This is a genomic window from Vibrio brasiliensis LMG 20546 (assembly GCF_000189255.1).
GTDB classification, from domain to species: Bacteria; Pseudomonadota; Gammaproteobacteria; order Enterobacterales; family Vibrionaceae; genus Vibrio; species Vibrio brasiliensis.
The window spans coordinates 56,453-71,505 of record NZ_AEVS01000073.1 but is presented as its reverse complement, the minus strand read 5'-3'; the positions used below and the strand labels follow the sequence as shown (position 1 = coordinate 71,505).

Sequence of the window (15,053 nt, the reverse complement as noted above, 5' to 3'; positions counted from 1 at the left end):
ACACAATATTGAATAATTTTAGAGGACAAACCGTGTCAGACTTGGTTACTAAGTTGATGAATTTTGGTTTTACGAAAACGGATTCCTTGGTCTATATCAACCTTCTCAAAAACGGTTGTGCCAGTGGCTACAAAATCGCGAAAGATATCTCTCTGTCGCGTTCTTCTGTCTACTCTTCTATCGATAACCTATACAAAAATGGGTATATCTTTATGTCCGATGGAGACACTAAAGAGTACGAAGCCAAATCTCCAGAGCTTATCTTTAACCAGATCGAAAAGAGTACCGTAGAAAACATCCATATCCTTAAGAAAGAGTTGTCACGAATGATGCTCACTGAGGAAAAAGAGTTTGTGTACAACGTCACTGGTATCGACAACTTAGTCCAGAAAGCCAAAGAGGTGATCGAGTTAGCTCAGGTAGAAATCTACCTCAACACCGACTTCCAACTTGACCCAAGATTCTCGGCAGAATTGATTGAGGCGGCTGAGCGTGGAGTGCGAATTATCGCCTTCTCATTTAATCGCATCGCGGTACCTCATCCAAAAATTGAGCTCTACGCTCGCTCAGATAATGAAGAGACCGAGTATCCTTCCCACCGCTTTATGATTGTTGCCGATATGAAGCAGGGCTTAATGTTCTCTCATCGAGAAGAGACCGTAGGCTTATATACCAACAATCGTCTGTTGGTGAAAATGATTGCCGAGCACATTCACAGCGATATCTATCTCACTGAGTACGAAAAGCTGGCACCGGAAAAACGTGTGCGTATCGGTACAATCCACGAACTGGACAATGCCATGGTTCATGACGATATGAAGCGTCAGCCTCAGTAAGCGACTCTGGCACACTAAACGGAGTAAAATGGGAGAGCTGTATTGGCCTCCCATTTTGTTTTTCTCACTGTATTCCACCAGCCTTTTGTGGTTATCAGAATCAGTTTTACACTGTAAAGCGCTGTGGTTTTTGCATCTTCTCTACGCCACTCATTAAGCGCTCAACCAGCAAACTCAATGCTTTCGGCTGATAACGACGCTGTTTGTAAACTAAATAAGCCTGTCTGGCGCTACGTTGATATTGGGGCAGCACCCGCACCATATTCATACCTTGATGAACATGCCTGAAAGGTAAAGAGGCAACGCCAAGTCCTTTTTCAACCGCGCCGCAAACAGCGAGAATATCGTTAACAATCAGCTTGGGCTTGACCTGAATAACATCAACCAGATCCTGTTGCTCGTAAACGGAGATATCGACCACATGATCAACGCTGACCCAATTTAGCTCAGTTAACCGTTTAAGGTCGTTAATCGGACCAACCTTAGCCAGATACTCCGGACTGGCAAAGAAGCCATGATGAGCTTTGAACAGAGGTCTGGCGATCATGTCATCCATTTGCGCCAGATCGAAAGTAATCAATAAATCGCGATCGGTCTGAGGTACCACCTGCTCCTGACTGAGTACCAAATCGAGCGTCACTTTCGGGTAATCAACCAGAAACTGCTCTACCACTTCACCAACAAAGGCACGATAAAAGTTGTGCGGAATCGCCAGTTTAATATTGCCGGAGACTTCCTGTGTCTCACTGAGCATCTGACCAAAACCTGTTTCGATCGATTCCATACCGCTACGAAGCAACTCAAAGGCCTCTAAGCCACTTTGCGTTGCAACCAGCTCTCTGCCTTTCTTTTCCAGCAAACGTGTCCCTACTCGCTGTTCAAGCGCGGAAAGACGACGTGACATCGTCGATACTGGCAGTTGTAGCTTTTTCGACGCGGCTAGCAAAGAGCCTTGTTCAACCACACTGCAAAACAGATAGAGGTCATCAATATTTCCAAATATGGAATTCATACTTCTAAACCTGCTTATTTTTTTCACTATTGGATAGTTATATCCTTATTTACAACATAACAACAAGCAGAGGAGCACAAATTATGAGTCGCAAACAGTTTTGGGTTTCAGCATTACTATCATCGCTAACCATGGCAATCATCATGTCAGGTCTACTGTCTGGCTATAAGCTTGGCTTTAATCACCTATGGCCCGCGATCTGGTTTGATAGCTTCATTATTGCCTGGCCAGTCGCTCTGACACTCAATCTGACGGTACTTCCACAGGTACGCAAACTTTCCAGTTGGTTAGCAGGTACTCCCCCTACCCCACAGGCATAAAAAAACCGAGCACTAAGGCTCGGTTTTTTCAATCTGTAAAGATTACAGTTCAGCGTTGTGGTAAACCTGCTGAACATCATCACAGTCATCTAGAAGATCCAGGAACTTCTGGAATTTCTCAGCATCTTCACCCGCTACTGGAGTGTGAGTCTGAGGAACGAAAGTGATCTCTTCTACATCGATAGTCAGATCTGGGAATGCACCGTTAAGCGCAGTCTTAGTCTTGAAGAATTCTGTGTGAGGAGCAAATACAGTGATGACACCATCTTCTAGCTCAACATCAGTAACATCAACGTCTTCCATCATCAGCGTTTCAAGAATGATTTCATCGTCTTCGCCTTTGAACTGGAATACCGCTTGGTGATCAAACATGTGAGAAACTGAACCTTCAACACCGATTTTCGCACCTGTTTTAACGAAACACTGGCGAACATCCTGGAAAGTACGGTTGCCGTTGTCCGTCAGACAGTCAACGATCACGCTAGTGCCGCCTGGGCCAAAGCCTTCGTAGCGTGCTGGAACGTAGTCTTCACCACCGCCGCCGTTAGCTTTATCGATCGCTTTGTCGATAACGTGCGCAGGAACCTGGTCTTTCTTCGCTTTAGCGATTAGGTGCTTTAGAGACAAGTTCATGTCTGGGTCTGCACCACCATTTTTCGCGCACATGTAAATTTCTTTACCGTATTTGGAATAAACTTTAATTTTTGCGCCTGCAGTTTTAGCCATTGAGGCTTTGCGCACTTCAAAACTTCTTCCCATCGGGATGTTCTCTCTAATTCAATTTATTGCGAAGGATTTTAGCAAAACGTGTCAGCTTTTCAATTTCTGACATTTGCTGAGGAAATGAGCGTTTTATGCCACGCCCATTACTCGTTTATATTTGGCTACAGACTCTAAAAATGAGGCTTGTTCTTCGTCATCTGCGATTTTCGCAGCAGCCTGATCGATTTCATCAGGGCCAGCTTTAGCTTCACGGAGTTTCCAAACCAAAAACGACGCTTGCTTATCAAGCTCAATCTTGTTTTTCTCACTAGCCGAAAGGTTAGACAGGTTGATCGACATACTAAAGCTCAAATCTGTAAAAATATGAAGTGGGAATATACCACACCAAAAGCGAATGTAGAGAGAGAATCGCAGTATGGCGAGAGGAATAGCTCAAAAAATAGCGAAAATTGCCCCCTTCCCTATTCGATAGCTTGAGACCCAATCAAACCTTCTAGCCCGTTAGCTTCGCCATTATTGACTACAATTGCTATTAGTATGTTGAACGAGGGTGAAGCATGAAGAACGGTATTCTTGTTGTATTCACGTTGTATCTACTTTCAGTCAGTGCTGCGGTACATGCCAATGTTGTTTGGGCGATTCAGGATGAGTGGCCCCCCTATGTCATTGATTCGCAGGAAACTAACGGGGTTGCGCATGAGATTGTCTCGGAAGCTTTTGCAGCTCAAGGTTATCAATTAAAACATACCATCAAACCATGGAGCAGAGCTCTGCGAGAAGTCGCGACTCAACGCTACGATATTGCTCTGACCGTTTGGAAAAGTAGTGAGCGGTTGGAATACCTTTATTTCAGTGACCCCTATCTGATCAATTCTTTAGTCTTTGTCACTCTTAAGGATAATTCATTTGAATACAACGGATTAAAGAGCCTAAGCCAGAAGAGAATCGGCGTACTCAGAGGCTATGCCTACGATGATGCGTTTATGAGCTCTAACGATTTTGATCGCTTAGATGCCGATAATCTCGAGACCAATATTAAGAAGCTCAAAGTCGGCAGAATTGATGCTCTGGTTGCCGATAAGTTGTTCTTCCGCTGGTTTGTAAAAAACAATAATCTCGATATTGCTGATTTCGCGTTGGTTGAAAATCCATTAGCAGAAAACCCACTCTACATCGCTGTCAGCCGTGATCACCCAGACAAAGAACGTATTATTTCAGCGTTCAATACCGGGCTAAAATCACTGCAGCAATCTGGGCGAATTTCAGTTTTGATCGAGAAATATGAATAGGAGTGGTGATCGTGGTTAAGTTTTATCTGATTGCAATACTGCTTATCTTGTCGAGTTCAGCCGGGGTCGCGAAAACCTTGAAAATCTCACAAGACCTTTGGCCTCCCTATATCATGAACTCCGTGCAGGGCAGTGGCATCGCCCACGATATTGTCGTCGATGCATTAGTTTATGCTGGCTATGATATTGAGTTTTCGATTAAGCCCTGGACAAGAGTACTTAAAGAAACAATGGCAGGAGAAAATGATGTCATCGTCTCCCTGTGGAAAACGGAACAAAGAACCAAGCACTTTCTCTATACCGATCCCTATACCCACAATTCGATGATCTTTATCTCTCGTCAGGAATTAAAATTTGAATTCGACTCATTTGATAGCTTGAAAGGCATGAGAGTTGCGCTAATCAACGACTACGCCTATGGCAATAACTTACGCGAATACAAAGGGATGATTCCAGTAAGCACCCTCGACTTGCCCAACAGTATTCGCTACTTATTGGCCGATAAAGCCGATGTACTTGTGGTTGACGAAGAGGTTGGCAGATGGACAGTTCAGGGAATGAAAATACCGGCTGGAAAGCTCTACTTTAGTAAGACTTACTTCGATTCCACACCATTACATGCTGCGGTCAGAAAGAGTCACCCCGAAGCAGAGAATATTGTTTCTGCGCTCAACAACTACTTCAAAAACCATGCGCAAGGCAAGTTGCAGGCATTAAAAACACTGTATGGCTTGGATGACAAATAAACGGCCCGATTGGAGCGTCTATAGGATGCACCAATCGAGTTGTGACCATCGGGTAATCACTTTAGTGGGTCATCATCAGGTAACGCGCTATGAATCCACACAGCTAACCTGTGTTTAATATTGGCTCCGTCGAGCTTGCTATCAGGTAGTGGGGTAATTTGTTTGGCATCGACTAAAAACAGATAAACCGCTTTAACTCTGACGGGTTGTGGCGACTGAGGTAAATCGAACCCTTGCATTTTGGCCATCTTGCCGCCAATTTCCAGCGCTTTCTTGACCAGTTTATCTTCGTTATAGAGCTTTGCGCTTTTTGACATTGTAAAATCCTCTTCACCAATTCAGCTTAGATTACCTCAAACCACGCGACAGACGTGTTACCCGCATCGCAGATTAGTCATCCATTAATAGCATTAAACTTATGGGCTTGAACAACTCGATAAAGTTCAATTCACAGTTCAGGGGAACCAATAGCTGGGAATGGTGATGGCTGAGAGGCAAAAATAAAGGGCGGCTTTCCTACGCCACCCTTAAAGATTTTCAATTGAGTTTGTGACTAGTGCAAGAGACCTAACTCTTTTGCTTCCTCGATAGTTAAACCGCTTTCTCGAATCTCTTTCAATGCTTCAATACGACGACGAGCTTCGGCTGATTTAACTCCCTTAGTCGGCTTTTGTGACTCAACTTCTTCCGTGAAGTCCCACTTGCCAGCAATTTTACTCATTTCATCATGGTCAATAGAATTAATGGACATAATAACCTCCGAACAAACCATGCTAGGGACAACTAATCTGTAGCAAAACCTCTCGCCCCTTGTTAAGAATTTTAGCTCGAGAATGTGATTGTGCTAATAGATCCAAAATTCTTACTGTCAATTCGATAAATAGTTTTTGCGCGGCGGAAAATCTCACAGTACATTTAAAGAATTCCCCCTAATAAATGTAAGGCGATCCCCGTCTCACTTTTCTTCATCGCACACCCCGTAATCTCTTCATTACCAGTACAAGAAATAAACTCACAGACTTAGTTGGCTATGATTCTGATCACGACAGATAAATAACATTCGAGTATTTCTCACTCAGATTTTAGCTGTGTATTCTCTCAGTCACACATCTTTCCCCTCTCAATTGGAACCACTTTTCTCATCCTTTGAGAGGCACCTAAAACAAAATTTGCTACAGAAATAAAGTCCATGAACGAATATCACAACAACAGAATAATCATAAATATCTGACAATTTTTATGTGATTTAATCTCGCTGAAGCGCGCTTACCAGACGTCATTTCTATTATTTAGGAACAATAAGCAGTGAAAAATAAATCCAGTTTTATTCGATTAAATAAGGTCACCATAGCCTTATCAAGCGTCATGCTCTGCGGATATCTCTATGCCGCAGAAACCAAAGCATCTGAAGTGATCTCATTCGTGCCAGGCGAAACTCAGGTATCGAATGGCGATATGGTCTCTTACAACGGCGAATGTTTCATCGCGAAAAACAATCCAGGAGTATGGGAAACCCCAACTGCCAGCTCATGGTTTTGGGATTCTGCCGAATGTTCAGGAGAACCGGCACCTGAGCCTGAACCGGATCCAGATCCACAGCCAGAGCCTGGAGAGATCATTCCATTTATTCCCGGACAGACACAGGTAAGTAATGGTGATGTTGTCTCTTACGATGGACAGTGCTATATCGCCAAAAACAACCCTGGCGTATGGGAAACCCCGAGTCCAGATTCCTGGTTCTGGGACATCACCGAATGTTCTGGCGAACCAGGCGAGCCACTGCCAACAGAATTATCCATTCTCGCGCCGAGTGCCGGGCAGACCGTACAGGTAAGTCAGCCTACGACGATCAAAGCTCAAGTTGAGGGTGAACAGGCAGCAAAAGTGGAGTATTGGGTCAACCAGATCAAGATCTCCCAACAGACGATCGATCAAGCGAATACAATTTACACTCACACTTGGACACCTGAGCAATCAGGAAGCGCCTTGATCGAAGTGCGTGTGCTCGATACAGACAACAAATTACTCGAACAGCAATCGCTCTCTGTAACCGTTGCCACTGATGACAACAACGATTTTAGCGCGCCTCAGGTTTCGTTTGTTTCACCGACAAACGGTACCGCAGTCAAAGTCAGCGATACCATTGCTATCTCGCTCAATGCTTCTGACGCAGATAATGACTTAGCGAAGCTGATTGTCACAGCAAACAACCAACAGATCTGTAGTTTTGATGCCACTAGTGCAGAGAGCTACAGCTGTGACTGGCAAGCGCTTCAAGCAGGTAACGTTTCATTAAATGCCGTCGCTACCGACGCACAAAACCTCTCTTCTTCAGCCTCAGTTAGCATTACCGTGGAAGAGGAGGCCGTAGAGCCACCTCCGCCTGCTGGTGGCTTGTGTGAAGAATATAATGTCTACCCTGACTGGACGCGTGGTGATCATGCTGGTGGCGGCGATATTATGGTTCACAACAACATTGCCTACTCTGCGGTTTACTGGACTCAGTCAGTACCGGGAAGTGATAGCTCGTGGTCGTTGCATTTGAACTGTGATGGCACAGAGCCGGGCACTGCACCATTGCTTTCGCTACAGAATCCAATGGATCCACTGCGTCTTGAAGTTGCAGGCTGGCCAAACACCTTTGTTGTCGCAAGTCCATCAACAAGCACCCCATCAACGTTGACGATAGACACCATCAACAGCGATCAAATTGCGGATACGAAAGCGCTAACCCAAGCTTTTGTTACCGTGATTCAACAAGCTAAGCAGGCTGGAACTAGTTCGGTAATTCTACGCAGCGATGTCCTCGATATCGCCACCGCAGATAAAGGGACTTCTTTGGGTACGATTGAGGTTCAGCAAGCACTAAAAAGTGCCGTCGCTGAAACAGGAAGCCAGATTGAGCTTGCCGCCATTGATACCTTAAGCAACGATGCGAAAGGCTGGGCTCAAGCTCACAACCTTATCCTGAGCAGCGTTGCACCTGCGGCTAACTTTGGCTGGTCACTCAGCATAGGTGAGTTTGCTCACGATAGTCACTCAGGCAGACAATCCGTGTGGGATGAAGCGTCGGTTTATAGTGCAGATTTGCTTTCAACATTCGAGCTCTACCAGCAAGATAACACCAACAAAGCAGACTTTGTTGTCTTTACTAAATCAGCTCAGACACCAGCACTGACGGGTGAGCAATGGCACAACGCGCTTGAATACGTCAAACAGGTAACCGACTACGTTAAAGCCCCTGCAATGCTTGCTGAGATCCCGACCTCACAGGCAGCAAACTACTTTATGGGTCTGACTGACAGCGAACGTCAGATTCGCAAAGCAGCGTACAGCAATGTCTTTGCCTTGATGTTTGATCAAGACAGCAGCGAGCTGACCAGTAAGATCGAGGGATACCAACAGGCGAAGGTACCGCTCTACTACGTTGGTGAAACATCGCAAAGCGGCCCATTAACCCGTTTAGAAGCATTAAACCGTGAACTGGAAAGTGCTGAACAGGTGATGGACAACGAAGCCTTCTTGTACGAAACCCCTCAATCCCAGTGGGTACCATCTACGGTATACAAATGGGCGGACTTCCTCGAAGGTCTCAACGCGATGCACAACATAGGTGTTGCGGGTAATAAGTTCTGGCTGCTGGATGATAATGTCGATGATGAGACTAACATCAAGTACGCCAAGGTCGCGATCGCCGCTTTCCTTGCTCAGAGTATGCAAGAGACCATTCGTTACAACGCCTGTGACGAGAATAACTGGTCTGAAGTTAAGTATGGAGCGCCAACGGATTATCCGATGTCTGCCAGCTGTGGTCAGCTCGGCCAGAAGTACGCTGACTATGGGGTTAACCCAATTTCAGGCCTTGATCACGCTTACTCATGCCCACGTGACGATAAGATGGAAGTCAGTGCTCTGACTCATGCCAAATGGTATGGTGCGCCAGCTCCGGTATTTGCTGCTCCTGACGCGGTACTGGAAGAGCGTGGTCTGTTAGTAAACGGATTTGCTGGTCGCTGGACCAACAACGGTCACTGTAACGATGTACCAGATAAAGTCGACGGCTCTAAACAAGTTTGGGAGCGTGACGATTGTAAAGTCTACGTTGACCAGAAAGCGGGTCAGTTTATCTGGGACGGCAGCAGTCAGGAAAGTGTTCAGGGCTGTGGCTGGTGGGGGCGTGGTGTCATTCAAACCACTGGCCGACAGAACTTCGGTACATTGAACCACTACTTAGGACGCTCTCATGTCGATCCAAGCACTATTGGTCAAACCATTGATGGTGTTACGGTAGAAGCGCCACCAGAGAACCCGCTATACGCGGAATTAGATTTCTGTTCAAACCCAGGCTTAATCTGTAGCTCGGAAGAGAACAAAGAAATTAAATGGATTGCAGGTCTGTTCTACTGGGTAACATCCGTTCAGGATTACCCGGATGAAAGCGGTCAGTACGGCAACTGGAACTACCATAATGAACTGAAAAAGTATGTTGATGGTGGTATGCATGGAACCCAGTTCATCGATGATATTTCAGGCATCGTTAACCGTGGTTGCCCTGCCCTAACCTGTGAGACAGGTGATGTCCACAACGTTAAAGAGCGCCGCGCTAACTTCAAGCTGGTGTTAGAGAAACTCGGCTTGAATCCGCAGTAATCCTCACCGAAAGGCTTTCGCTCAAAGCAAATAAGCCTATGCAAACGATAATCACAACCCAGCGGAAAACGCTGGGTTGTTTTTTATTGCGTCCCTACTCGCTGATTTAACTCTGTTATTTGCCAATTTGCTTTGCCATACACCAAACTGTTCATGAGCAAGAGATCAAATCATTAGGTTGGCACACAATGACTCCATTAGATAACTGGCTAAAACAGATCGGGATCTGGTATCAACAACGAAAGCATGATCAAGGCAGTCAACTGCAATCATTGATCCTGTCACCACCAGAGCAAATCTGGGGACCACACATCTCAGCTCAACAAAGCAAAGCAATTGCCTGTTGGTTGGATGGCTGCATTCGGATCTTTACTCTCGAACGAGAACGCTCTCCTGATAAAGCCTTCCAATACCTGCAATTCGCCTATAGCAAACTGCAACAAGTCGTGGCTACTGCAGAAAGTGATCTGGAACTTAAAGATTGGTGCATGAAGAGAATGCAGCATCTGACAGTATTAAGTCTTGAGTTCTGCAATCAGCAATCAAATCCAAGCTGGCAAACCGTGTCTCACCAATTGATCGAAGCCCATGTGCAGTTCATGGCAGCCCAACAGTGGAATGAATCGCGGAACTATGATCAAGGTAATTCATCGTTTCACTAACGATATATCGAATATTTGCGGATCAATGATCAAGGAGAAACATGATCATCGTTATGAAGAAAACAAATCAGGACGGAATTTAAGACAAAAAAAAGACGAGTTCAGAGAACTCGCAAAATATTCAGAATGAATGTAACAATATGAGCCAATCTATCAGGGATAATCCTATCCCTCATTCATCAGAAAGGACAAAAGGTTGTCTATTCGGGATAAATATTATCCAACTCACCGAACCGCAATGTCAGTGCTCTGTCAGGGGAATGTAGTAGCTCTGTCTTATTGTTAGCAGAGTGTAACAAGGTGTTTTTGTCGGTAAGTAAACACAAAAAAACCAGCATTTTCATGCTGGCTTAATCTCTTATACTGCTTGCAATGAGTCGTTAAACGGCCACTTCATCCAAAGCCCGGAACACCGTTTCATCAAGGTGACCTTCAAAAACCTGCTTACACACTTTACGACGAACAGCGAGCCCGGCTATCAGACGTTCAATCGATAGGTGTTTGTTTTCACTCTGACCATTGTACAGCTCAACCATCTTGCTCAAGGTTTCGTATGGAATCACCTGATCACCAACGCGAAGGAAGTCGAGCTTGTCTATGAGCTCCAGACACTCTTCTTGGATTGAGCTATGGGAATGCCCTGTCATCGCCGCTAAAGCCGTTATAGAACGTTCTAGAGCCTCTGTGGAGGTATATTTAGATAGAGTAATGGTAATCTCATCAGCATTGATCTCTACCAGGTGTTTACGCTGTTTCACTCGACGACCTAACTTACCGCGTGGAGAGCGCTCTTTGCGTTGGATCGGCTCGAACTCGCCATCAATGATCTGCGACATCTCTTCAAGCTGCTGTTTAGAAACCATTTCATTGCGCAGTGGGTTCGGCAATGTTGGCGCCATATTACGCTTACCCGCATTGGTAGTACGAGCGCGAGAGTAACGCAGGACTTCTTCCGCATCACATTTGATATCGAATTGATAATCTTTGATCTTATCCTTCTCGATCATCGCAGAGATCGTCAGGTGGTAACCCCAAAGATTAACGACAAACAGCTCATCACTGCCCTTCTCTTTTGACAGTTTCTTCAATTCGCGGATCAGATCCATCGAGAAGCGACGCCACTCAATATTACGTGCCAGCTTCTGGTTCAGCTCGCTCAGCAGCATAACGTCGGAGTGACGACGTGACATACGACTACGGAAGTAGCTGTATAACTGGAATACCAGCGTGTGCTGCTTCAGAATTTCAGGCGGGAACAGGAAGAAATAATCACGAGTCAGCAATTCTTCATAGAATGATGGCTCCCAGACCAGGATGTATAGGTTTGGTTTAATGCGTATTTCGCCGTCTGCGCCCTCTGTAGGCGCTTCTTCAGATGCGGTAATGGTACGGGCCAAAAATCTGAAACGATCGCTCTTGAAGCCTTCTGGCATGTTCTCGCTTAGCCATCGACCAGTAAGCTCGTGCAACTGGAAGTCAGTAAATTCGATACGGTCGATGCTGTCACGAATTGAATCACGCGCTGGACCACTATCCTTCTTGCCACGCAGCGAAAGAATATCAGTGATATACAACGGCGTTTTGTTTGGTACATGAGTGCCATCTAGTTGATATTGATGCTGGTGGTGCTCATGGTATTGCACTGTCAAGGTGAACAGAGCAAACAGAGTCATCAGATCATCAACCGTCATGATGCTCTTTGAAGATCGTGTTTCGATCACAGCTCGGGTACCAGAGATCGATACCATGCTCTTTTGGTAGCTTTTACGCGTTCGTGGTGGCGCTAACGCCTGATCAATAATGCCCGCCCAGTTTGTCGGAGAGACCACAAACTGATCCGCTTCATCTTTCATCGCTGGTGGCGTGTTGAGGCCATGTTCGTTGAGCAGGCGTTTATTGACCTGAGTCTGAGCAAGTGCCTTTGAGCGTTTCTGTTTTTCGTTCTGTTTAACCGATTCAGTAACCAGGCTAGTTGCACCAAGCACTGAAATTAACTGGTTAGGGTTAACGAAACGATGCAGCATGGTTTTACCTGCTAACCCCTCTTCAAAGCGAACAGGCACTTGCTGGAAGAGACCAATATTCACTGCGGCTCGTAATCGCTGTTGGATTGCAGCGCGAGTAACTTGACCGTCAGTTGCGTCAATCAGCTCCGTTGTGGATACCAAACCGTCTTTGCTGCTGAAACCCCGAAGTGAGATCAAGTTGAGAAGTTCAACGATACTTTTCGTAACGCCTTTAAAGTGTTGGTATTGTTCAATCCAGTTAACCGCGACTTCTGACACTTCAAATAGGTGCCCATCTTTGTGGCTTCTTGGCGCTTTGATCAGTAGTTTTTCTTCTGAGCTCATTATTAGATCCGTATCACACTAGCCGTAATATCGCTATAGTTCCGAAAGAATAAAGAAAAAAAGATCATAAATAAAGAAAAACTTGTTGCTTTTAAATAACTGATCTTTCTGATTAATATGATCTTAAATGATTATATGATCTATTGATCAGGGCGTAGATAAGTCTGTAAGTGACTGTCTAGAAAGGGAAAAAAATTAAACGCTTGGAAAGCATGATCATGTAAACAACGAAAGCATGATCATTAAGTGATTGAAAGCATGATCAAAAATTCTTAGAACGATGATCATCATAACTACGAACAAATGATCAATGGAATCATGAAAGCATGATCATCATAGTTGCACACGTTATCCACAAGCCGAACTGAGTTAATAGATAAATGCCTCTCAACCAACGGATTGTGATTGTCTAATTTATCGAAACGATGATCAAGGGATCGATGTGTAAATCGTTAAATTGAACAGATAGTAACCGATAGATAAAGTCGAACAACACACGCTGCATCTTATCCACATAGGTTCGCCAGCAAGCATCTTTCCGAAAGCATGATCATGAAATAGTCATCGATTGCCGCTTTTAATGGATTGTCGGTCAATAATTGATTCCGTGAGCCGTTATTTAGCGTCAAGTCTTAGTCCATCTGCATTCGTCCGTAAAATGGAGTTAAATTTACATGCTTCCGAGAAGTACATAGACTTGATCATTGTTCCGATCTTGGATCATTTTCATCGCATCTCTCAAGGGGCTTGTTCTGGCACTAAATTCCCTTGATCATTGTTCCTAAATCGCAAAATTGGTCTGAAAGCATGATCATGATAGATTCCTTGATCATTGTTCCGTTAGCTGATGAGCGATTAAAGATATTTGACTATCAAATCAGTTGTACGAGCCCTGTTCTTGCTGTCTGACTTGTTATCAGTTTGAAAGTCAAAATAGCACCTACCGTAAATTAGTCAGCAATCTTAATCGTTCCGAGCGTCTTTCTGGTCTCAATTCTAAAAATATTTTTACAATGTAAATAAGTGATGCTGTAACACTTTTATTCTATGGTACTTTAAGACATGTCATGCAGGTAAAAATTGACAACAAATTGACCTGTTTTTGCTGATTAACACTAAATTGAATGTCATATTTCTATTTAATGTGATTAATATCTATAATTGCACGTTCACCTTTTTATTGTTTGTTACTGAAAATGCTGTACAATTATTTTCAGTTCACTAATAACGGAATTTGGCAAATGAAACGAGAACATACGATTGAGAATCTCATTCAGCTGGCTGAGAAAACGGCTCAGGTACAAGCTGATCGTATCGAAATTGTATTGGAAGAGCGCAGCGACGAGCATTTTCCGCCGATGTCAAAAGCATTGATGGAAACTCGCTCTGGTTTAACCCGTCGTAAACTTGATGATGCAATTAGCAAACTAGAAGAGTCTGGTCACCAATTCACTAAAAACAACGCCAACCATTACTCTATTTCTTTGCAAGAAGCTCATATGCTGATGGACGCTGCGGGCATCCCTAAGTTTCACGAGCGTAAGAAAAACAGCGAAAACAAACCTTGGATTATCAATGTACAGAACCAGAAGGGTGGTACAGGTAAGTCTATGAGTGCTGTGCATCTCGCGGCGTGTTTAGCTCTTAATCTGGATAAGCGTTACCGTATCTGTCTGATTGACTTAGACCCGCAAGGTTCGTTACGTCTATTCTTAAACCCTCAAATTAGCCTGACGGATCATGACAATATCTACTCAGCTGTTGATGTTATGCTGGATAACGTGCCAGAAGGCGTTGAGGTAAATAATGAGTTTCTACACAAAAATGTGTTGCTACCGACTCAATATCCAAACTTAAAAACAGTATCAGCGTTTCCTGAAGATGCGATGTTTAACGCGGAAGCCTGGCAACATCTGTCTCAAAACCAGTCGCTTGATATCGTTAAGCTGCTTAAAGAGAAGCTGATAGATCAGATTGCTGATGACTTCGACGTTATCATGATTGATACCGGTCCACACGTAGACCCGCTAGTATGGAATGCAATGTATGCGTCAAACGCACTGCTGATCCCATGTGCGGCGAAGCGACTTGACTGGGCGTCAACCGTTAACTTCTTCCAGCATTTACCTACGGTTTATGAAATGTTCCCAGAGGACTGGCAGGGTCTTGAATTTGTTCGTCTGATGCCAACCATGTTTGAGGATGACAACAAGAAGCAGGTAGCGGTCCTTACTGAAATGAACTATCTGTTGGGTGACCAGGTGATGATGGCGACGATACCTCGTAGCCGTGCATTTGAAACCTGTGCTGACACTTACAGCACGGTATTTGACCTGACAACAGGTGATTTTGAAGGCGGTAAGAAGACACTGGCGACTGCTCAGGATGCGGTACAGAAGAGTGCACTGGAGCTAGAGCGTGTACTACACAGTCATTGGTCATCACTAAATCAGGGGTAAATAGA

At 44.6% G+C, this 15,053-nt stretch carries 13 protein-coding genes; 7 read left to right on the top strand and 6 right to left on the bottom strand.

Annotation, left to right across the window (positions count from 1 at the left end):
* Positions 1-32: 32 nt before the first annotated feature.
* Complete coding sequence (locus RH46_RS13225; protein WP_006879982.1) at positions 33-836, top strand: TrmB family transcriptional regulator; 804 nt, start codon at positions 33-35, stop codon at positions 834-836.
* A gap of 106 nt (positions 837-942) precedes the next feature.
* Here the strand turns inward: RH46_RS13225 and RH46_RS13220 are convergent, their stop codons facing one another.
* Positions 943-1,848: a LysR family transcriptional regulator gene (locus RH46_RS13220; protein ID WP_006879981.1), complete on the bottom strand. Its 906-nt coding sequence runs from the start codon at positions 1,846-1,848 to the stop codon at positions 943-945.
* An 83-nt stretch (positions 1,849-1,931) separates the two neighbouring features.
* On the opposite strand from RH46_RS13220, the gene RH46_RS13215 reads away from it, so the two are divergent.
* Positions 1,932-2,168, top strand: coding sequence for a DUF2798 domain-containing protein (locus RH46_RS13215; RefSeq protein ID WP_006879980.1), 237 nt, complete (start codon positions 1,932-1,934; stop codon positions 2,166-2,168).
* A gap of 42 nt (positions 2,169-2,210) precedes the next feature.
* Here the strand turns inward: RH46_RS13215 and RH46_RS13210 are convergent, their stop codons facing one another.
* Together RH46_RS13210 and RH46_RS13205 are read right to left on the bottom strand one after the other, a co-directional pair.
* Positions 2,211-2,927 carry a YebC/PmpR family DNA-binding transcriptional regulator gene (locus tag RH46_RS13210; RefSeq protein ID WP_006879979.1) on the bottom strand — a complete coding sequence of 239 codons (717 nt, stop codon included), beginning with the start codon at positions 2,925-2,927 and terminating at the stop codon, positions 2,211-2,213.
* A 93-nt stretch (positions 2,928-3,020) separates the two neighbouring features.
* A complete protein-coding gene (locus RH46_RS13205; protein ID WP_006879978.1) occupies positions 3,021-3,230 on the bottom strand; it encodes a DUF3283 family protein in 210 nt (69 codons plus the stop codon).
* A 218-nt stretch (positions 3,231-3,448) separates the two neighbouring features.
* On the opposite strand from RH46_RS13205, the gene RH46_RS13200 reads away from it, so the two are divergent.
* On the top strand, positions 3,449-4,180 hold the full coding sequence (locus RH46_RS13200) for a substrate-binding periplasmic protein (RefSeq protein ID WP_006879977.1): 732 nt from the start codon (positions 3,449-3,451) through the stop codon (positions 4,178-4,180).
* Positions 4,181-4,191: 11 nt separating this feature from the next.
* Positions 4,192-4,926 (top strand): substrate-binding periplasmic protein, encoded by a 735-nt coding sequence (locus RH46_RS13195; protein WP_006879976.1) that lies wholly within the window; start codon positions 4,192-4,194, stop codon positions 4,924-4,926.
* Positions 4,927-4,982: 56 nt separating this feature from the next.
* Here the strand turns inward: RH46_RS13195 and RH46_RS13190 are convergent, their stop codons facing one another.
* Positions 4,983-5,243, bottom strand: coding sequence for a DUF5062 family protein (locus RH46_RS13190; RefSeq protein WP_006879975.1), 261 nt, complete (start codon positions 5,241-5,243; stop codon positions 4,983-4,985).
* A gap of 236 nt (positions 5,244-5,479) precedes the next feature.
* Entirely contained in the window at positions 5,480-5,677 is a 198-nt protein-coding gene (locus RH46_RS13185; protein WP_006879973.1) for a PA3496 family putative envelope integrity protein, read from the bottom strand.
* Between the two features lie 614 nt (positions 5,678-6,291).
* Here RH46_RS13185 and RH46_RS13180 point away from each other — a divergent pair.
* Together RH46_RS13180 and RH46_RS13175 are read left to right on the top strand one after the other, a co-directional pair.
* Entirely contained in the window at positions 6,292-9,576 is a 3,285-nt protein-coding gene (locus RH46_RS13180) for an Ig-like domain-containing protein (RefSeq protein WP_006879972.1), read from the top strand.
* Between the two features lie 188 nt (positions 9,577-9,764).
* Positions 9,765-10,238, top strand: coding sequence for a hypothetical protein (locus RH46_RS13175; RefSeq protein ID WP_006879971.1), 474 nt, complete (start codon positions 9,765-9,767; stop codon positions 10,236-10,238).
* A 380-nt stretch (positions 10,239-10,618) separates the two neighbouring features.
* Here the strand turns inward: RH46_RS13175 and RH46_RS13170 are convergent, their stop codons facing one another.
* Positions 10,619-12,589 (bottom strand): replication initiator protein RctB domain-containing protein, encoded by a 1,971-nt coding sequence (locus tag RH46_RS13170; protein WP_006879970.1) that lies wholly within the window; start codon positions 12,587-12,589, stop codon positions 10,619-10,621.
* 1,241 nt (positions 12,590-13,830) lie between these two features.
* On the opposite strand from RH46_RS13170, the gene RH46_RS13165 reads away from it, so the two are divergent.
* The gene (locus RH46_RS13165; RefSeq protein WP_006879969.1) at positions 13,831-15,048 is read left to right on the top strand and encodes a ParA family protein; all 1,218 of its coding nucleotides are present in this window, start codon (positions 13,831-13,833) and stop codon (positions 15,046-15,048) included.
* Positions 15,049-15,053 lie beyond the last annotated feature (5 nt).